Source organism: Streptomyces sp. NPDC006544, assembly GCF_040611715.1.
In the GTDB taxonomy this organism is placed as follows: Bacteria; Actinomycetota; Actinomycetes; order Streptomycetales; family Streptomycetaceae; genus Streptomyces.
The window spans coordinates 1-19,591 of the sequence record NZ_JBEXOV010000118.1 but is presented as its reverse complement, the minus strand read 5'-3'; the positions used below and the strand labels follow the sequence as shown (position 1 = coordinate 19,591).

Here is a 19,591-nt window from a genome sequence, read left to right as displayed (position 1 = left end):
TCGCGGACTACGTCGGCGCCAAGGTGGACCGTTCCAAGCTGACGATCGTCTCCCCCGACGCCGGCCGCGTGCGCGTCGCCGACCGCTGGTGCGACGGGCCGCTCGACGGTCTCAGCCCTGTTGCCGGGGAGTCAGGACGAACGCGAAGTCCGCCGACGCGTCCGAGCCGGTACCGGGGCAGGACACCGGGTCCCGCAGCGGCGCTGCCGAGGCGTTGGCACAGCTCGTGGTAGCCGTTGCCCGCGTCGGTCCGCAGCGGCAAGGCCCTCGACGACAACGGCAACGGGCCGAGCGGGGACGGCTCGCACCGGCGGCCACCGCGGCTGGTGAGGGCGCGCGCCGGGCGTCGCGACGGGGCGAACCTTGCCTGAAGCGGCCCTAGCGCGCGGGCAGGCGAACGGGATCGGCGATGATCTGCCGGACGGTCGACCACGCTGCGCCCAGCACCGGTCCGCGGCGCCCCAGGGCGGAGGGGCGCACCGCCTCCGGGTTCCAGGGCCGTACGGTGACCCGGGCGGCCAGTTCGGCGCGTACCGCCGGGAGGAGCCAGTCGGCGAGCTCGGTGTAGGCGCCGCCCAGAACAAGGCCGTCCGGGTCGATCAGGTTCACCGCCGAGGTCAGGGCGAGGCCCAGGGCCCGTCCCGCGCGGTCCAGGGCGCGCAGGGTCGCGGCGTCCCCGGCGGCTGCCCGCTCGGCGAGCAGGGCAACCGGGTCGCCACCGGGGCCCAGCCCGGCCTCCCGCAGCACGGCCGCCTCGCCCGCGTACTGCTCCAGGCAGCCGCGTGCCCCGCAGGCGCAAGGGGCGCCCTCAGGATGGACGGGCAGGTGGCCGAGTTCACCCGCGAAGCCGCGGGCGCCCCGGAACAGCTGACCGCCGATCACCAGTGCGGCACCGATTCCGGCCTCGGCGGAGACGTGTACGAAGGTCTCCGCGGGGTTGCCCCGGTGCCACTGCTCGGCCAACGCCCCGAGGTTGGCTTCGTTCTCCGGCTCGGGCGCGGTGTCGGGGTCGGGCCAGTGGTCGGCGGGGCGCACTGCCTGCCAGCCGAGGTTCGGCGCGTTCGCGACCAGCCCGGGCGGCGTGTTCGGCACCACCCCCGGAACGGCCAGGACTCGCCCTTCGACGCGCAGGCCGAGGGCCGCGGCCTCGGACTCCGCCTCGGCGCCCAGCGCGGCGGCCTCCGCCAGCACCTCTCCGGCCGGCCGACCAGCATTGGCCCGCTCCACCCGGCGCCACACCCGGAGTTCACCTCGCAGGTCCACGACGCACGCGGCGAGATGGGTGACGCCGATCTCCAGGCCGAGGCCCGCGGGGCCCCGATCGCTCAGGGCCAGCGCCCGTCCGGGACGGCCGACCCGTCCGCTGTGCGCGGCCTCCGTCTCGGTCAGCGCTCCTCGACCGATGAGCTCGTCGACCATGGAGGAGACGGCCGGACGGGTCAGGCCGGTGTGCCCGGCCACGTCCGCCCGGGAGAGCGGTCCGTGCGCGGCGACCGTGCCGATCACCACCGCGAGGTTCCGCCGGCGCATCCCCTGCTGCGAGGCGGGCGCGGCCTCCGCGCCCCCGCTCGCTCTGCCGGTCCCCGTCATCGAGCCGACCCTCCTATCGCTCTCCCGGCGGGACCTCCTGCAGGGCCCGCGCCCGCCGCAGCGTACTGGTGATCCGTTCGAGCGTGTCGTCGTCACGGGGTACGGGCTCCAGTACCCGGCCCTCGGCGGTCCGCCAGCGCCGAGCTACGGCGTCGGCAGGCTCACCGGTGAGCAGTGCGGCGGCCTGGGCCGCGGCCCCGAGCGCGACCAGTTCCCGGGCCTCGGGCACCTGGACCGCTCGGCCGGACAGTCGCAGGACGGTCCTCTGCCAGGCCCTGCCGCGGGCTCCGCCGCCGATCAGAAGCAGTGGTTCGTCGGGGGCGGGGTTCTCGCCTCCGGCACGCAGCACGTCGTCTAGGGCCGCGAGCAGGGCTTGGGCGGCGCCGTCGTAGGCGGCCTGGAGCAGCTGGCCCGGCGTGGTGTCGTGGCGCAGGCCGTGGACCAGGCCGGAAGCCCCCGGGAGGTCCGGGGTGCGCTCGCCGTCCAGGTAGGGAAGCACCACCACCGTGCCGCCTCCCTCGACGTCCTCGCGGTCAATGCCGACGAGGGCGGCGAAGCGGTCGACGGCGAGGGTGCAGTTGAGCGTGCAGGCGAGCGGCAGCCAGCCGCCGAGGGCATCGGCGAAGCCGGCGACGGTTCCGCTCGGGTCGGCGGGCCGGGTCCGGCCGACGGCGTAGACGGTGCCGGAGGTACCGAGGCTCAGCACCGGCCGTCCGGGGGTCAGGCCCAGCCCGAGTGCGGCGGCCATGTTGTCCCCGGTCCCGGTCGCCACCAGTGCGCCCTCGCGCAGCGGCATCCCGGCTCGGACGACGCCCGCCCGGGCTCCCGGCGGGAGGACCTGCGGCAGCAGCCCGGGGTCGAGGCCGATCCGGCCGAGGACGTCCCGGTCGTAGCCGTCCGGGCCCCACCAGCCGGTTCCCGACGCGTCCGCGCGGTCCGTCACCGCCTCACCGGTCAGCCGCTCCGTCAGGAAGTCGTGGGGAAGCCGGACGGCCGCGACACGGTCGGCGGCGGCACGTTCGTTTACCTGCAGCCAGGCCCACTTGGTGGCCGTGAAGGCGGCCGTAGGGACGCTTCCGGTGCGGCGGGCGAGCTCTGCCGCACCGAAGGCGGCGGTGAGCTCGGCGGCCTGCGGGGCGGAGCGGACGTCGTTCCACAGCAGCGCCGGCCGGACCGGCCGTCCGGCCGCGTCCAGGGTGACCAGGCCGTGCTGCTGGCCGGCGATGGAGACGGCGGCCGCGCGATCCGCGCAGCCCGTCCGCGCCACCGCCTCGCCGAGCGCCCGCCACCACTGCTCGGGGTCGCTCTCCCGACCGGCGCCCTCACTGACGGCGTGTGCGGCGCGGCCCTCGCCCACGACGGTGCCCGTGTCGATGTCGACGGCGAGGGCCTTCGTGGACTGGGTCGAGCTGTCGACACCGATCGCGACACGCTGAGCAGACATGCGTTCCTCCGGTGGGGTTCCTTCTGGCGTCTCGGCATACTAATTTGTTTTCCGTCATTACAAATAGCCCTCGGCCCAGATCCGGAGCGCCTCATGGCCAGTGACCCGCTAGTCCCCACTCCCGCTCACAAGTTCACCTTCGGCCTGTGGACCGTTGGCTGGCAGGGCCGGGACCCCTTCGGTGACGCCACGCGACCCGCCCTCGACCCCGTCGAGTCCGTGGAACGGCTGGCCGCACTCGGCGCCTACGGCGTCACCTTCCACGACGACGACCTGATCCCCTTCGGCGCCGGGGACGCCGTGCGCGAGCAGACGGTCAAGCGCTTTCGCGCCGCACTGGACGCAGCCGGGCTGAAGGTGCCGATGGCCACCACCAACCTCTTCACCCACCCCGTGTTCAAGGACGGCGCCTTCACCGCCAACGACCGGGACGTGCGCCGGTACGCGCTGCGCAAGACGATCCGCAACATCGACCTGGCCGCGGAACTCGGCGCCTCGGTCTACGTCGCCTGGGGCGGCCGCGAGGGCGCGGAGTCCGGAGCGGCCAAGGACGTGCGCACCGCCCTCGACCGGCTGAAGGAGGCCTTCGACCTGCTGGGCGAGTACGTCGAGAACCAGGGATACGACCTGCGCTTCGCGATCGAACCCAAGCCCAACGAGCCGCGCGGCGACATCCTGCTGCCCACCATCGGCCACGCCCTGGCGTTCATCAACGAGCTGGAGCGGCCCGAGCGGGTCGGCCTCAACCCGGAGGTCGGCCACGAGCAGATGGCCGGGCTGAACTTCCCGCACGGCATCGCCCAGGCCCTGTGGCACGACAAGCTGTTCCACATCGACCTCAACGGCCAGACGGGCATCAAGTACGACCAGGACCTGCGCTTCGGTGCGGGCGACCTGCGGCAGGCCTTCTGGCTGGTCGACCTGCTGGAGTCGGCCGGCTACGACGGCCCCCGTCACTTCGACTTCAAGCCGCCGCGCACCGAGGACTCCGCCGGCGTCTGGGCCTCGGCGGCCGGCTGCATGCGCAACTACCTGCTCCTGGCGGAGCGCGCCCGCGCCTTCCGGTCCGATCCGGAGGTCCAGGCCGCGCTCGCCGCCTCCAGGCTGCCCGAACTGGCCCTCCCCACCGCCGCGGACGGCCTGGCCGGGCTCCTGGCCGACCCGTCCGCCTTCGACGAGTTCGATGTCGACGCCGCCGCCCGCCGCGGGATGGCCTTCGAGCAGCTGGACCAGCTCGCCCTCGAGCACCTCCTCGGCGCCCGCTGAGCTTGTTCTTTATCTTCTGGCACTCCTGAAGTGGAGCGGGCAGAGTGGTCGACATGACCGACAGTTCCGGCCTTGTTCCTGCGGACGTAGATGATCGCCCGGCGGTAGAGCACATCCTTGGCCGTCCCTTGAGCCAGACATGGCCGACGGGTGCACTGGCACCGGGCAGCCGGGTCACGGTCCTTCGCGACCAGGACTGGGACGGTCCTTGGCAGGTCGAGTTCGCTGGAACGATCTATGCCATGGGCGCACCCGAACCCAACGAACACGCCCAGTCGCTCAGCGGCGAGCTGCGGTACTGGGTGACCTTTGACGCGCCGCAGTACGACTGCGACGGGGCCGGCCCCTATCGCAAGGCCCAGGTCTGGAGTCGGTACCTCAGAGCCGATCCAGCGCCCGAAGCGTAAGAAGCCGCGCCTCACCTGCCGCTCGAATCGTCCTCGAACTGGGTCGCTCACCTGGGCATTCGCCGGACGTGGCGGCGGCCTTCGTCAGCGACAACTGCCCATGCCCAACCCGCATGGACGTGTTCAACATTCGGGGTCAAGGCCTCTCGGGCCTGCACCCTCGGGTGACCCGGGCGCTCCCGGGCCCGGATCATGTCCGGGTGCCGGGAGCCCAGCCTCCGTACCGGAAGCGTTCTCCAGCCGGTCGATGGGGAAGACCGCAGGCTACACTCCGGCGCAGTTGGTGAACGTCGGCCTGGTCCGGGCGCTGTAGATGCTCGCACCTCCGTTGACGTCGTACTTCAGGGGCACCGTGATGGTGTCGTCGGCGGTCCAGGGGAAGCCCTGGGTGTCGAAGGTCCAGGTCCCGGTGGCCTTGGTGGCCAGTTCGGACAGCGTGACCCACCCGTACAGGCGCGGGGGCACGCTCACGGTCAGCTTGTTGCCCATTTCCTGCTTGAGGTCCACCGTGGTGGCGCCGTTGACCTCGGCGGTGACGGCGAGCTCGAGCGCGGCGAGACCGGCGACGCTGCCACTGACTTTCAGGCTTCCGTCCAGTTTGAAGCCGATGGTGTTGCTCCACCCCGTGGTCGTGTTCAGCGTGAACTCTCACGGGATCGTGGTCGAGGTGTCGTTGAACCAGATCGGGGAGATGCAGGTCTCCGGCAGCTGGAAGGGCGGTGTCTGGCTGGCCGTGTACCACGAGCAGGTCGCGGAGTCCTTACAGGGCTGCTGGCGCAGTTGGTAACGGGCCATGGTCAAGTCCATGCACTTGCCGGTGGTGGTGGTGACGATGGCGAACCCCGAGCCGAAGGCGGTGCCCGTGTTGATGCGCCACGTCGTGGCGGACCCCGGTGCCGGGTTGACGGAGATGGCCGCGTTGTCCTCGTAGTCGCCGTTCTGGACGTCCAGCAGCTTGTTGTTGCTGACGTTGGTGAACGTCAGCTGGACGAGTGCGGCGCCGGCCGGGGCGGTGCCGACCCCCATGGCTGCGCCCGGCATCGCGGCGATGACGAGCGCCGACGACAGGCGGCCGATCATTCGGGCAGCGCTCCGCTACCTCCGGAATTTCTTGAACGCGCCCTTTACCGCCGCGCCCGCAATACGGGCGCCTACGGCGCCGGCGACCAGCGCCGGAGCTTCTCCGCGCGGTATCCGTGCCGCCCAGCCCGGTTCCCCGCACGCCCTCGCTCAGTGAGCGGACCGAGGCGGGACACCGATGCCCGGCCGCACGGAAGGACCCGCCGGGCGCCCGCGTGCCACCGTAGGCAACCTTTTCGCGCCCGGCGGCGACCAGGCAGTGCACCTCGACTCGAATCTCCGAACGGACGGACATGCAGACTGCACGGCAAGCCGCGCGGCAGCGCAGGCGTAGACACAGGCTGATGCTGGGGACGGCAGTGATGCTGACCGCCGCGGGCGTCCTCTTCTGCCTGGTGACAGCCATCCTCCCCGGCCCCAAGGCCGGGGCCGGGGCTGGGGCCGGCGTGGCCGCCCCCGCCGCCGCCCCTGCGGGAGCCACGGCCTCGGAGCCGACGAGCCCAGCGCCCCCGGCGGCCAGCTCGCAAGCCGCGGCGGCCCCGAGCGCGGCCGCGGAAGCGACCACCACGGCGACGCCACAGCCCTCGGCGAAGGAAACCCCGTCGGCGGCGTCCACCCCGGCACCGTCGGCAGGGCGCATCCAGCCCGAGACCACCTACAAGGGCGTCGCCACCGTCTACGCCGCCGGCGACGGAAACGGCGCCTGCCTGTTCGGCCCGAGCGACGACCTCATGATCGCGGCGATGAACACCACGGACTACGAGTCGTCCAGGGCGTGCGGCGCGTCCGTGCGCGTCCGCGCCGCGAACGGCGCTTCGATCACGGTCCGGATCACCAACGAGTGCCCGCTGCCCTGCGCACCCGGACAGCTGGACCTCAGCGAACAGGCCTTCGCGAAACTGGCCGACCCCAAGCTCGGCCGCATCCCGATCACCTGGAGCCTGCTGAGCCCCCACGTGTCCGGCGCGCTCTCCATCCGGTACAAGACCGGTTCCAGCACCTACTGGTGCGGCATCCAGGTGATCGACCACCGCAATCCGGTCGCACGGCTGGAGGTACGCACGAGCAAGGGCTGGCGGAGACTGCCCCGTACCGACTACAACTACTTCCTCTCCGCCGACGGCAGCGGGTGCGGCGGCGCGATAAGGATCACCGACATCTACGGAGAACAGTTGACGGTCGACGGGACCGCGGTGCTGCCGAACGTTGCACAGCCGACCCGGGTCCAGTTCGCCGCGCACTGAAACCGCACCGGGGGGTGGCGGAGCCGGGTACGCCGCATCGGAGTGCCCTGGTCATCCGGGCACTGGTACGCTGCCGCCCGGATGTTAGCGCACACATTTGCGGAGGGGACGACTAACGGACATGGTCCTCGATGACGCATCCGCGGAGTTCCACGACTTCTTCGAACGCCACTACGCCGAACTCGCCCGCTTCGCCCATCTCCTGACGGGCGAAGCGGACGGCGCCGACGATCTGGCCGCGGATGCCCTGATCGCACTGTGGCAGCGCTGGGACCGGCTGCGCCAGGCCGAGTACCCGCTCGCCTACGCCCGCGGCGTGGTCGCCAACCTGGCACGGTCACAGATCCGCAGCGCGGTGCGCGAGCGCCGCCGGATCGCCCTGTTCTGGTCCCGCGGTGCGGAGCCGTTGCACGGTCCGGACGTGGCCGCGGTGGTAGACGTGCGTACTGCTCTCGCCCGGTTGCCGTTCCGGAAGCGGACGTGCGTGGTCCTGCGGCACGCCTTCGACCTGTCGGAGAGGGACACCGCTCTGGCGCTCGGAATATCGGTCGGTACGGTGAAGAGCCAGACCTCGAAGGGGATGGCCGAACTGGAACGGATGCTGGGCAGCACAGGAGCAGCCGGGGAACTGTTGGCGGGAAGGAGGAGCCGTTGAACGAGGAACTCACCGAGCGGCTGCGCGCGGCCGCCGAGGCCCACCAGCCCGACCGTGCCCGAATCCTGGCGCGCGTGGAACGCGGCATGTCCGGCACCCCCGTGCGCCACCGCGCGTCTTCGGGCGCGAGGCCCTGGCCCAGGATCGCGCTCGCTTCCCTCGCCGCGGCCGGCACTCTGGCGGTCGGCGGCTTCGCCGTCGCGGCCATCGTCCAGTCCCCGCCGGCCCGGCCTGACGTCTCGGCCACCCCCGCCGCGCCGTCCTCCCCGTCCGCGCCGTCCGCCCCGTCCGGGACGCCCCGGTCGACACCGTCGACACCCTCGACACCCGCCACCGGCCGCCCGACCACGCCCGACCCCTCGTCCCCGACGGGCCCCAGCCCTTCGGGGACAGGTGCCGCGGGCTCGGCCAGCTCCGGCAGCGCGCACGTTCAGGACGGGCCTCTGTCGTCAGCCGGCTCGTTGGGCACGAACAGCAACAGCTTCTGGGCGCAGAGCAACATCACCCTCAAGTCCACCGAGCCGCTCACCGCACTCACCGTGGAGCTGCGTATCACGCAGACCGGCGCAGTGCAGAGCACCGGCAGCTGGCGGACGCTGCCCGCCGAGGATTTCACCGTCACCGTGCAGAACGAGGGCGGAGCAGTGGTCTACCGCTGGATCCTCAAGCCGGGCCGCACGGTACCGGCCGGACAGCATGTCTTCGCCGGCCAGTACAACCACGCCGCCGGCGCACGCGAGGCCGAGCACGACGGCTACCGCGTCGACGCCGACGGTCCCCGCGGCGCCCTTTCGGTCTGGGGCGGCTTCACCCCGGCACGATGAGGCCGTGCCGGTTCGCCGGCCCGTGGGTGGAACGGCGCGGACCGCCGCCCGCCCACGGGCCAGAACCATCAGGACAGGTCGCCGTACACCACGCCACGGCCGTAGCCGCCCAGGTAGACCCGGCCGTACACATCGGGGTCGCCACTGATGACGTTGATGGCACTGCCACCGAACTGGTGCCGGTCGTCGTTGATCCGGACCCAGGCCGAGCCGCCGTCGGTGGAACGGAACAGCCCGGTGACGCCCTTCACCTTCCCACTGAGGTAGAGCGCCTGGTACCCGGCGCCCGGGGCCGGCTTACCGAAGCCGACGGCGGTCGCCTGCTCCACGCCGCCCAGCTTGCCGAAGCTCTTCCCCCCGTCGGTGGAGTGCAGCAGTCCGTTGCCCGCGCCGGCGATCCACAGGTCACCGGCGATGCCGGGAACCGCCTTGAGCGTCCCGGCGCCCAGGCCGGTGGCCCGGGCGGTGAAGTGCTTCCCGCCGTCGGTGGCGGCGTACAAGGTGCCGCCGCTGAGGGCGTAGAAGGTGTTCGCCGCCGACCGGTCGGCCACCACGGCCGTGTCCTCGGGCAGACCGGAAGTCGCCGTCCAGGACGAGCCACGGTCGGTCGAGTAGTACGGCACCTGGCCCGCGGGGGTCCACACCACGGCGGCGCCGTCCGCCGAGACCGCCGCGGAACCGCCGCCCGCGTCGCGGACCGGCGCCGCGGCGAAGGGTGCCCAGTCGGCTCCGCCGTCGGTCGAATAGGCTCCGTGCTGCTCACCACCGAGACCGACCCGCACCATGAACTGCGGCTTCGACTGGGCGAAGTCGATACCCGTGGTGTTGGTGAACAGCGGTCCGGACAACGCCTTCGCGGGCACCTTGGTGAGGTCCTCGTGTCGGAACCCGCTGACATCGCCGAGCGCACTGATCAGGGGAAGACCGGGAGGCTTGATCAGTCCGAGGGTCGCGGTCTCCTCCAGGCCCTTGGCCGGGATGGTCCAGTGCGTCGCCCGCCCGGTGTCCGCCGCGGTCACGTCATGGCTGCCCCATATCCCCGATCCGGTGCCGTACAGCACGTGACCGGAGTCGAAGGGGTCGATGGCCAGGGCGCCCATCCAGTGACCGATGCCGGTGCCCACGTAGGGCGCCTCGGAGTTGTCCCGGACCGAGGTCGCGCCGAGCGCCTTCCAGGAGGCCCCGCCGTCGGCCGACCGGTAGATCTCGTCCGAGGGCCACCACCGGTCCAGTGTGGTGACCATGACCGTGGACGGGTGCTGCGGATCGACCGCCAGGCCGGCGAAGCCGTAACCGCCGCTGGACGGCGAGATGTTCTTCCAGCCCCCGGTGGACGGCGTGTGCTTCCACACCGAACCAGCCGTCACCCCGTTCGGGCCCGGCGCGTTGGTGTACGTCAGGTACAGCGAGCCGTCGCCGGACAGCACACCGTGCTGCGGCAGCTGCCCTTCCGGCTGGCCGGGCACGGCCTGCCAGGTGCTGCCGCCATCGGTGGAGCGGTAGAGGGAGGTGGCCTTGTCCGCTACCCCGACGTAGATGGTCCGGCTACCGGCCGGGCCGAAGGTCACGAACGACAGGCCGACTCCGCTGCTCGCACCGTCCTTCACGGGGAAGCCCGCGACCTGGCTCCAGGTCACTCCGTAATCGGTGCTGCGCCAGAGCCCGTTCTTGCGGGTACCCAGGTAGAGCGTGCGGTGGTCGGACGGGTCCACCACCAGCCGCTCGCCCATGGACCGGCCGTCCTCGTTGCCGCCCAGTTTGAACGGCAGGTCGGTGCGCTCGAACGTCCCGCCCTGGTCGGTGGAGCGCAGGATGGCGCCGTTGCCCGCCCAGTCGTTGGTGTAGGTGCCGCTCGCGAGGTACAGGCGATTCGGGTCGACCGGGTCGGTCGCCAGGCTCTCGATCCCCAGCAGGTTCCAGTCGGCTCCGCCGATCCAGTCGGTCAAAGGGGTCCAGCGCGCGGCGGTCGCGTCCCAACGGTAGGCGCCGCCGATGTCGGTCCGCGCGTACAGCAGGTCCTTGCGGGCCGGGTTGAAGACCAGCCCGGTGACGAACCCGCCACCGACGATCTGCGCGTTGTGCCAGGTGTACCCGGCCGGGCCGCCCACCCTCACCAGCTTCCACCTCTGATTGGTGCCGCCCTGGTCCGGGTACTGGATGAGCGGCACGCCGTCGCCGCGGGAACCGCCCCACACGTCCAGCACCATGCCGCTGCTCCGGGAGACGATCTTCACCGCCGTGCCGTCGACGTCCTCGATCTTCCACTGCTGTGCGGCGGCACCGTGGTCGGACTGCTGCTCGACGGCCGCCGCCGACTGGCTGGAGGCACCCCGCACACCGAGGACCTTCTTGCTGCCGCGGTTCTCCAGCTCGTAGTAGCCGTCCCGCGTCGGCCTCAGCCGCCATTGCTGACTTGCGGCACCGGCCACGCGGCTCTGCTGCCGTGTCCAAGCGCCGTCCGACGTGTCAGCGCCGGGCACGTCCAGCACCTTGTCGCTGCGCACGGACACCACCTCGTAGTAGGCGTCGGAATCCAACGTCGCGGCCTCCGAGTCGGCCTGCACGAACAGCAGGTAGGGGCCGAGCACACCGGGCACGCCCAGCGCCAGGCCCATCGTCGTCCAGCGCCGGCGGTGGCGTCCACGCGTACGTCGCTCGCCGGCGGCCGCGCGCGTGCGCCGACCGCGACCGTGCGCGGTGGGATCCGTCTCGTTCATGGGGGGTTGCTCCTTGCTACGGGTCTGCCGCGCACGCCGCTCAGGTCAGCGGTGCGCAGCGGCATGCGGCGGTGTGATCGGACGATCGTGGTGTGATCGTCTTCGGCTCCCGTCAGTCGCCACGGCCCCGCAAAAGGTTGCCGACCGCCGAGATCCTGTCGCCGCGGCCGGCCGCGCCGCCTACGACGCCCTTCTCACCGGCCGGTCTCGGGTGCGCCGGAGCCGGATCCGCACCAGGATTCGCTCCTCCAGCCCCTCGGGGCCGGGCGTTGGGTCCAGTCGGACGCCCGTCAGCGGCGACGGACAGCCGGCTGGTCCCACCCTGTACGCTCGCTCACCGAGAAGGTGCACCTGTTCTTGCAGCGGATCCGACCTAGACACTCGAATCCCCGCAGCTCAGGGGCGCCTTCTCCTCACTTGTCGTCAGATCGCCTGGCCCGGTTGCGTACCCGAGGCCAAAAGGTGACGCCGTACTCGGCGGATCGCTCCCCTGGGGGAGGTGGGAATGGGGCTCATGGATGCGGACCACGCGGGGATGGTCGTCGCGGCGCAGGCCGGCGATGGTCGGGCGCGCGAAGAACTGATCGCCGCGTACCTGCCGTTGGTCTACAACATCGTCGGGCGAGCGCTGAGCGGACATGCCGACGTCGACGACGTCGTCCAGGAAGCCCTGCTGCGCGTGGTGCGCGACCTGCCGGCCCTGCGCGCCCCGGAGAGCTTCCGGTCCTGGCTGGTGTCGATCACGCTCCGCCAGATCAACACCCACTGGCAGCGGCAACGCGCCTCCGCCGACCGGACCACCGTCATCGACGGGGCACTCCAGATACCGGACGCCGGCGCCGAACCCGAGGACGTGACGATCCTGCGTCTGCACGTGTCGGACGAGCGCCGTCAGGTCGTCGAAGCCGACCGGTGGCTCGACCCGGACCACCGGGTGCTGCTGTCGCTGTGGTGGCAGGAATGCGCCGGCTCGCTGAGCCGTGACGACATCGCCGCCGCGATGGGGCTCACTGTCGCCCACGTCGGAGTACGCCTGCAACGCATGCGCGAGCAGCTGGAAGCGTGCCGGACGATCGTCGCCGCGCTCGAGGCCGACCCGCGTTGTCCGCAGTTGAACGAGACCGTCGTCGGCTGGGACGGTCTCCGTGCACCGGTGTGGCGCAAGCGGATCGCGCGGCACACCCGCGGCTGCCCGGTCTGCACGGCGACGACGTCAGAACGGGTTCCGGCCGAACTACTGCTCCTCAGCCTCGCTCCGCTGGCCGTCCCGGCCGGACTCATCGCCGCACTGGCCGCCAAGGGCCTGCTGTCGGGTACGGCCACGAGCGCCGTCGGGCTGGCCACGGCACACGTCGCCGTCGGCACGGCGCCAGGGGGAGGCGGTCTGTACAGCTCGCTGGTCGGCAAACTCCCCGCGATGACCGCTCATCCTCTGGTGGGCCTCGCCACGGGCGCGGTGCTCATCGCGGGGACCGCCACCTACGCGACCTGGCCCGAACCGGCGCATCGGGTGCCCGGCGTCATCGCCGCTCCCCCGGTCGGAGATCCCACGCCGGTCCCGTCGCGCACCACCACGTCGGCCGGACCGTCCCCGGTGAGTCCGTCGGTCGCAGCAGGCACCGTTCCGCTGGGGGCACAGTCACTGGAGTCCGTGGACGACCCCGCCCTGTACCTCACGTATGCGGCCGACTTCGCGATGCTCGGCCGGGTCTCCGCGTCCAGCAGCGCGCAGACACGGCAGCGGGTCACCTTCACGGTCATCGGGGGGCTGGCCGACACGCGGTGCGTCACCTTCCGCGCCGCGGACGGCCGCTATCTGCGCCATCGCGACCTGCGGCTCCAGCTGAGCACCAACGACGGCAGCGCACTGTTCCGTGAAGACGCCACCTTCTGTCCGAGCCTCGGGGCGGTCGCCGGGTCGGTGACCCTGCACGCGCACAACTATCCCGGATCGGTCCTCCGTCACCGCGACGGCGGCATCTGGCTCGACGGCTCCGACGGCACCCGGGCCTTCGCCGGCCAGGCTTCCTTCATCATGCGCGGGCCCTGGGCTTGAGAACTGCTCCTTGAGCATGTCGGACCGAGCGCGCGGTGACGGGTCGGGGCGGCGCGCCTTTCCACGGGGACGGCCGGACGGCGGGCTCGGCATAACACTTTTTGCCTGCGAGATGCATCACTGAGCAATCGTCCGGGCGGCGCGAATTTTCCGTTACGAGACCGCGGGTCCGGCGGCCTCCTCTTCGTGGGGTGTTCTTCCCGCCGCTCACCATGGCGTGTGGCGGCGCGGCGGGTTCCCCTACTTCCCCGTTGACGCATCTCCTGAAGAAAGCGCCTCCCATGACGCGACGCACCCACGAACCCCGGGTGACCGGTACGCAGGAACGGTCCCACGTCCTGCACCGCACCCGCCCCGAGGCGGATCAGGCCGTACCGGCCGATGCGCGCACGATCACGGCACCCCGGGTGACCCGCGACCCCCGAGGAGAATCATGAAAGGCCTCCACCGGCTCAGCCGGCGTCACCGGACGCTGACGATAGGGCTGTCGGCCGCCGCGCTGGTGGCCGGTGTCGTGACGTTCCTGCCCAGCTCCGCCGGAGCCGCCAACCTGGGTACGCAGGCGGGCCCCTCGGGCAGGTACTTCGGCACCGCTGTGGCCTCCGGCAGGCTCCGCGACTCGACGTACGCCGCGATCTCGGACCGGGAGTTCAACATGATCACCCCGGAGAACGAGATGAAGTGGGACGCCATCGAACCGTCCCGCGGCAATTTCAACTTCGGGGCGGCCGACCAGATCGTCGACCGTGCCCTGGCACACGGCCAGCGCATGCGCGGCCACACCACGGTCTGGCACTCGCAGCTCCCCTCCTGGGTCAGCTCCATCAGCGACGCGAATACGCTGCGCAGCGTGATGAACAACCACATCACCGCCGAGATGACCCACTTCAAGGGCAAGATCTACGCCTGGGACGTGGTCAACGAGGCGTTCGCCGACGGCTCCTCCCAGCACCGCAGCTCGGTGTTCCAGAACGTCCTGGGCAACGGCTTCATCGAGGAAGCGTTCCGCACCGCCCGGGCGGCCGACTCCTCGGCCAAGCTCTGCTACAACGACTACAACATCGAGAACTGGTCGGACGCCAAGACCCAGGGCGTCTACAACATGGTCAGGGACTTCAAGTCCCGTGGCGTGCCGATCGACTGCGTCGGGTTCCAGAGCCACTTCGGCACCGGCGGCCCGCCGTCCAGCTTCCAGACCACCTTGTCCAACTTCGCCGCCCTCGGCGTCGACGTCCAGATCACCGAGCTGGACATCGCCCGGGCGTCGTCCACCCACTACGCCAACACGGTCAAGGCCTGCCTGGCCGTGGCCCGGTGCACCGGCATCACGGTATGGGGCATCCGGGACAGCGATTCCTGGCGCAGCAGCGACAGCCCCCTGCTGTTCGACAACAACGGCAACCCCAAGGCCGCCTACACCGCCGTCGTGAACGCCCTCAAGGCCGCCCCCGGCACCACCGGCGGGACCGGCACCGGGGCGATCAAGGGCGTCGCCTCCGGCCGGTGCATCGACATCAACGGCTCCACCACCGCCAACGGCACCCAGGCGCAGCTGTGGGACTGCAACGGCCAGGCCAACCAGCGCTGGACCTACACCTCCGACAAGCAGCTGATGGTCTACGGCAACAAGTGCCTGGACGCCCTGTCCAAGGGCACCGGCAACGGCACCGCGGTGGTCATCGGGGACTGCGACGGCAGCGCCGGCCAGCAGTGGAACATCGACACCGCCAACGGCACGATCGCCGGTGTCCAGTCCGGGCTGTGCCTCGACGCCGTCGGCGCGGCCACCGCCAACCGCACCAAGATCCAGCTGTACTCCTGCTGGTCCGGCACCAACCAGAAGTGGACCGTCCCGTCCGGGGCGTCCACCCCGACCACGCCCGCTCCGACGGGCGGTCCGTGTGCTCTTCCGTCGACGTACCGATGGACCTCGACGGGCACGTTGGCGCAGCCGGCGAACGGATGGGGCGCGCTGAAGGACTTCACGACCGTGGTCCACAACGGCAAGCACCTGGTCTACGGGTCGAACACGTCCGGATCGTCGTACGGCTCGATGATGTTCGATCCCTTCACGAACTGGTCGGACATGGCGTCGGCCGGTCAGACCGGGATGAGCCAGGCCACGGTGGCGCCCACGCTGTTCTACTTCGCGCCCAAGAACATCTGGGTGCTGGCGTACCAGTGGGGTTCGTGGCCCTTCATCTACCGCACGTCGAGCGACCCCACCAACCCCAACGGCTGGTCCTCGCCGCAGCCGCTGTTCACCGGTGGCATCCCGGGCTCCCCCACCGGCCCGATCGACCAGACCCTGATCGCCGACGGACAGAACATGTACCTGTTCTTCGCCGGTGACAACGGCAAGATCTACCGGGCGAGCATGCCGATCGGGAACTTCCCCGGCAACTTCGGCTCGTCGTACACGACGATCATGAGCGACTCGACGGACAACCTGTTCGAGGCGCCGCAGGTCTACAAGGTCCAGGGCCAGAACCAGTACCTCATGATCGTCGAGGCGAGGGGTGCGAAGGGGCGCTACTTCCGCTCGTTCACGGCCACCAGCCTGAGCGGTTCCTGGACCCCGCAGGCCGGCAGCGAGAGCACCCCCTTCGCGGGCCAGGCCAACAGCGGTGCCACCTGGACCAACGACATCAGCCACGGTGACCTGGTCCGCAACAACCCCGACCAGACCATGACCATCGACCCCTGCAACCTGCAGTTTCTCTACCAGGGCAAGTCCGCCACCGCGGGTGGCCCCTACGACCGGCTGCCGTACCGGCCAGGTGTCCTCACCCTGCAGCGCTGATCTGCCCGATCCCACGGTGATCGCGATTCGGGGCGGCCGGCCGACGCGGAGACGAACGGCACACGGCCCGGGCAACCCCACCTGCTGACCGACACCCACCGCTTCGAGGAACCCCAGCCGTGCGCCGGCTGGGGTTCCTCTCGTATGTGGACTTCATCACGGGTCCGGACACCGGAGCACTACGGTGCCACTGCGGACACCAGGCCTTGGCGATCCGGTCCAACGGCGGCTCGTCCGGTCCAAGGGGCGCCGTACAGCCGACGGTTCCGTCTCAGATCCGGTGGTGAGGGAGGGTGGCGTCATCCGAGGAGGGTGCGGTGCCGGAGCAGGGTGAAGCCGCCCCCGGCTTTCGCAGCGAGACCCACGGCGTCACCGTCGACCCGGGCGCCGGTGACTGCCCCATCGAATGCGTACGCCAGGACCGCGAGGCGCACCTCCGCGGTTGACGCCCGGCGCCGGACGCCACCGCCGCAGCCCCGGCCCTCACCGTTCCGGTTTCCATGCCGCCGCACACAGCGAGGTCTCGGCCGCCTCGGTGTACAGGGCCGCGCCCAGCCAGGCGCGGGCGAAGTCGGTCGGGTCGGCGGGGAGCAGCCGGCCGAAGGGGTCGCGGGCGCGCCGGGTGGCGGTGCGTTGCAGTTCGGCCAGGAGATCGGCGGCGGTGGGGAGGGCCGAGCGGCGCAGCTGCCCGGCGTCGGCCGGCAGCGATCCGGGGAGGGCCAGGAAGGGGCGTCCGGCGGCGACGGCCTGTTCGAGGCGGCGGCGCAGGAGGTGGAGGGGGGCCGGATCCGCCCCCCGGCCGGTGGGGGCCTGTGCGAGGGGCGGCGGCGGGGCGGAGGGGAGGTCGGCACGTTGCAGCCGGTCCAGGCCCAGGTCGACGCGCCGGGCGGGATCCGCCGGATGTGCGGCCGCCAGGAGTTGGAGGCTGGGCCGGGAGTCCGGGAGGAGGCGGCCGACGACGCGCAGGCGCGTGCCTGGCAGGGCCGCCAGCATCCGGAGGTTGTCGCGGTACGCCAGAGCGGGATGGTCGTGGGCCGCGGTGAGGCGGAGCGTCAGGTCCTCGCACGTGGCGAGGAGGCAGTCGCCGCCGGTCTCGCGGGCGGGGCCCAGGATCGTCACGTCGAGGAAGAGCAGATCGGCGCCCGGGGCCCGGGAGTGCAGGGCGCGCGTGACCTGTCCGGCGGCGGGCGGGGACCACAGGGCGGCGAGGGGTTCGTCCGTCCACGCCGCGCCCGCCGCCTGGACCGCCTTGACCCCGGCGCCCGCGCCGAGGCGGCCGGTGGGCGAGACGGTGGCCCCTGACAGGGCGAGCCCTGCGTGGGACAACTGGCGGTGGGTGAGGGCGGTGTCGCCCAGGCGTACGGTGCGCCCGGCGGCCGCCGTGGCTCGGCCGGGGCCGCCCGGGGCGATGTCCGAGACGGTGTAGAGGCGGCCGTCGGCGGCGGCGGTCCAGGTGAGGGCTCCCGCGTAGCCGCCTGCGGTAATCAGGGGTTCGGTGAACAGGCCGTACAAACGCAGGGAGCCGTCCGGTACGTAGGTCTGCCGGGCGGTGCCGCGCAGGGCGGCCAGTTCGGAGCCGGTGGCGTCGGGCAGCCGGTGGGCGGTGCCGAGCAGTTCGAGGACGGCTGCCGTGAGGTCGGCGAGGCGGTGGGCGGGGTCGGCGGAGCGGGCGGAGCGCAGCGCGGTGACGACGGAGACGGCGGCCGCGGCCGGGCGGGGCAGGCCGCCGAGCTTGGCAGTGTGGGCCGCCCGCAGCAGTTCGGACTGCAGGACGGCTCCGGCGCCTTCGATGCCCGTGTCGAGCAGGGCTGCGCCCGCCGCCCACAGGTGGCCGGCCGCGGCACGCTGCTCGGGGGTGGCCGTGCTCTCTTCGGTCTCCGGCGGCTGAGGGGGTCCGGCGTCCTCGCCGGGGGACGGTTGCCCGGCGCCGGGGTCGCAGGACGGGTCGGCCACGGGGTCGGCCACGGGGTCGGCCACCGGCGCGGCGGACGCGATCGCCGCCCGGTGCAGGCAGCCCGGGGCGAGCAGGCAGCCGCAGCGGATGGCGTCCGCCGTGGTCACCACCCCGGCGGGGGCGTGGAGTTCCAGGCCGGTCTCGTCATCGACAGCGATCCGTACGGTGTCGCCGTCGCGGGTGACGGGCCGGTCGGCGATCTTGGTGATGGCGGCGTCGAGCCGCTTGCGCAGCCTGGGCGAGAGCGCGCCGACGATGTCGGCGGTCACGGCGGGCGCGACAGGGGGCAGGTGCTGGCTCATGCGATCTTCTCCCCTACCCAGCGGGCGAGTTCGAGCGGGCTGAGGGCGGCTACCGGCATCCCGGCGGCGACGAGCTGCCCGGCGACGCCGGTCGAGTACCGGGGGCGGCCGGCGTCGTCCAGGCTCGCGCAGCCGAGTACATGGCACCCGGTTCCGACGAGGGTGCGCACCTCGGAGAGGAGCCCGCCGACCGGATGGCCCTCCTCGAAGTCGCTGATCACGACGACCAGGGTGCGGGACGGCACGGTCACCAGGGTGCGGGCGTGGCGCAGCCCGGCGGCGATGTGGGTGCCGCCGCCGACCCGTACCTCCAGCAGCAGGGACAGCGGGTCGTGCACGTGGTCGGTGAGGTCGATGACCTCGGTGGAGAAGGCGAGGAAGTGGGTGGAGACAGTGGGCACCCCGGCCAGGACCGCGGCGGTGAGGGCCGACCAGATGGTGGAGGCCTCCATGGAGCCGGAGACGTCGGTGACCAGGACCAGCCGCCAGTCGGCGGCGCGCCGGGCGCGGGAGCGGAACACCGGGTGCTCGGGGACGACCTGGACGCTGCCGTCGGGGGTCCGGCGCGCGGTGGCGAGGTTGGCGCGCAGGGTGCGGGCCAGGCCGAGCTGCCCGCCGGGGCGTCGGCTCGGGCGGGGCAGCGTCATGCCGGTCAGGGCGGGGCGCAGCCGGGTGGCCAGCTGCCGGGTGAGTTCGTCGACGAGTCGGCGGACCAGGGGACGGAGTGCGCCGAGCCGGGCCTCGGGGAGGCCGCCCGCATGCTGGAGGACCGTGCGCAGCAGGTCGACGGAGGGGCGGACGTCGGCGGGGTCGAGTTCGCCCAGGACGTCGCGGCGGCCGGACGCGGCGGCCGCGGCGAGGACCTCCTCGCGGATGCCGGGGCCGAACAGGGCGGACAGTTCCTCGGACCATTCGCGGACGCCGGGGTAGGGCGCCTGGCGGCCGCCGCGGTTGCCCGCACCGAGATCGCCGCGGGAGCCCTCGCCGCGGCCGTTGCCGTACAGCTCGTCCAGCGCGGTGGCCAACGGTGCTGCCGAGGGGGGCAGCTGGTCGGTGCGGCGGCCGAGCACCAGCCGCCAGCGGTCGGCGGGGGCCAGCACGCGGTCCCGCACGGGTGCGGCCTTCCCGGCCGGTCCCCCGGGTACGGCGGGCACCGCCGGGAAGGCCGCCGGCGGCAGGCCGGCCCGCTGCGCGGCCGGGCGGTCGGCGGTGCCACCGGTCGCAGCGGCGTCCGAGGCCGGTGGCCGGC

Annotated in this window: 16 protein-coding genes; 9 read left to right on the top strand and 7 right to left on the bottom strand. The window is 72.2% G+C overall.

Annotated elements, in window-relative coordinates; translation table 11 throughout:
* Window positions 1-378 precede the first annotated feature (378 nt).
* Together ABZY44_RS33325 and xylB are read right to left on the bottom strand one after the other, a co-directional pair.
* Entirely contained in the window at window positions 379-1,590 is a 1,212-nt protein-coding gene (locus ABZY44_RS33325) for an ROK family protein (protein ID WP_356660473.1), read from the bottom strand.
* Window positions 1,591-1,603: 13 nt separating this feature from the next.
* Entirely contained in the window at window positions 1,604-3,034 is a 1,431-nt protein-coding gene (gene xylB / locus ABZY44_RS33320) for a xylulokinase (protein ID WP_356660471.1), read from the bottom strand.
* Window positions 3,035-3,127: 93 nt separating this feature from the next.
* Between xylB and xylA the strand changes: the two genes are divergently transcribed.
* Together xylA and ABZY44_RS33310 are read left to right on the top strand one after the other, a co-directional pair.
* On the top strand, window positions 3,128-4,300 hold the full coding sequence (xylA, locus tag ABZY44_RS33315) for a xylose isomerase (RefSeq protein WP_356660469.1): 1,173 nt from the start codon (window positions 3,128-3,130) through the stop codon (window positions 4,298-4,300).
* Window positions 4,301-4,353: 53 nt separating this feature from the next.
* Window positions 4,354-4,707, top strand: a complete 354-nt coding sequence (locus ABZY44_RS33310; protein WP_356660467.1) for a ferrous iron transport protein A — start codon at window positions 4,354-4,356, stop codon at window positions 4,705-4,707.
* Between the two features lie 264 nt (window positions 4,708-4,971).
* On the opposite strand, the gene ABZY44_RS33305 is transcribed toward ABZY44_RS33310, so the two are convergent.
* The gene (locus tag ABZY44_RS33305; RefSeq protein ID WP_356660465.1) at window positions 4,972-5,214 is read right to left on the bottom strand and encodes a hypothetical protein; all 243 of its coding nucleotides are present in this window, start codon (window positions 5,212-5,214) and stop codon (window positions 4,972-4,974) included.
* Between the two features lie 141 nt (window positions 5,215-5,355).
* Window positions 5,356-5,787 (bottom strand): RICIN domain-containing protein, encoded by a 432-nt coding sequence (locus ABZY44_RS33300; protein WP_356660463.1) that lies wholly within the window; start codon window positions 5,785-5,787, stop codon window positions 5,356-5,358.
* Window positions 5,788-6,131: 344 nt separating this feature from the next.
* On the opposite strand from ABZY44_RS33300, the gene ABZY44_RS33295 reads away from it, so the two are divergent.
* The 3 genes from ABZY44_RS33295 (at window position 6,132) to ABZY44_RS33285 (ending at window position 8,510) form a co-directional block, all read left to right on the top strand.
* The gene (locus ABZY44_RS33295; protein WP_356660461.1) at window positions 6,132-7,031 is read left to right on the top strand and encodes an expansin EXLX1 family cellulose-binding protein; all 900 of its coding nucleotides are present in this window, start codon (window positions 6,132-6,134) and stop codon (window positions 7,029-7,031) included.
* A 121-nt stretch (window positions 7,032-7,152) separates the two neighbouring features.
* Window positions 7,153-7,686, top strand: coding sequence for a SigE family RNA polymerase sigma factor (locus ABZY44_RS33290; RefSeq protein ID WP_356660459.1), 534 nt, complete (start codon window positions 7,153-7,155; stop codon window positions 7,684-7,686).
* Window positions 7,683-8,510 carry a hypothetical protein gene (locus tag ABZY44_RS33285; protein ID WP_356660457.1) on the top strand — a complete coding sequence of 276 codons (828 nt, stop codon included), beginning with the start codon at window positions 7,683-7,685 and terminating at the stop codon, window positions 8,508-8,510. The genes ABZY44_RS33290 and ABZY44_RS33285 overlap by 4 nt, the downstream gene beginning before the upstream one ends.
* Before the next feature lie 68 nt (window positions 8,511-8,578).
* Here the strand turns inward: ABZY44_RS33285 and ABZY44_RS33280 are convergent, their stop codons facing one another.
* Window positions 8,579-11,227, bottom strand: coding sequence for an RICIN domain-containing protein (locus ABZY44_RS33280; protein ID WP_356660455.1), 2,649 nt, complete (start codon window positions 11,225-11,227; stop codon window positions 8,579-8,581).
* A gap of 505 nt (window positions 11,228-11,732) precedes the next feature.
* Between ABZY44_RS33280 and ABZY44_RS33275 the strand changes: the two genes are divergently transcribed.
* From ABZY44_RS33275 to ABZY44_RS33260, 4 genes are all read left to right on the top strand, one after another.
* Window positions 11,733-13,283: a sigma-70 family RNA polymerase sigma factor gene (locus ABZY44_RS33275; protein WP_356660453.1), complete on the top strand. Its 1,551-nt coding sequence runs from the start codon at window positions 11,733-11,735 to the stop codon at window positions 13,281-13,283.
* Between the two features lie 281 nt (window positions 13,284-13,564).
* On the top strand, window positions 13,565-13,720 hold the full coding sequence (locus ABZY44_RS33270; protein WP_356660451.1) for a hypothetical protein: 156 nt from the start codon (window positions 13,565-13,567) through the stop codon (window positions 13,718-13,720).
* Window positions 13,717-16,086 carry a non-reducing end alpha-L-arabinofuranosidase family hydrolase gene (locus tag ABZY44_RS33265; protein ID WP_356660449.1) on the top strand — a complete coding sequence of 790 codons (2,370 nt, stop codon included), beginning with the start codon at window positions 13,717-13,719 and terminating at the stop codon, window positions 16,084-16,086. The genes ABZY44_RS33270 and ABZY44_RS33265 overlap by 4 nt, the downstream gene beginning before the upstream one ends.
* A 317-nt stretch (window positions 16,087-16,403) precedes the next feature.
* A complete protein-coding gene (locus tag ABZY44_RS33260; protein ID WP_356660447.1) occupies window positions 16,404-16,532 on the top strand; it encodes a hypothetical protein in 129 nt (42 codons plus the stop codon).
* A gap of 37 nt (window positions 16,533-16,569) precedes the next feature.
* Here the strand turns inward: ABZY44_RS33260 and ABZY44_RS33255 are convergent, their stop codons facing one another.
* Together ABZY44_RS33255 and ABZY44_RS33250 are read right to left on the bottom strand one after the other, a co-directional pair.
* A complete protein-coding gene (locus tag ABZY44_RS33255) occupies window positions 16,570-18,342 on the bottom strand; it encodes a hypothetical protein (RefSeq protein ID WP_356660445.1) in 1,773 nt (590 codons plus the stop codon).
* Window positions 18,339-19,591: VWA domain-containing protein (locus tag ABZY44_RS33250; RefSeq protein WP_356660443.1), on the bottom strand; the 1,253-nt coding region annotated here is incomplete at its 5' end. The genes ABZY44_RS33255 and ABZY44_RS33250, both read right to left, overlap by 4 nt.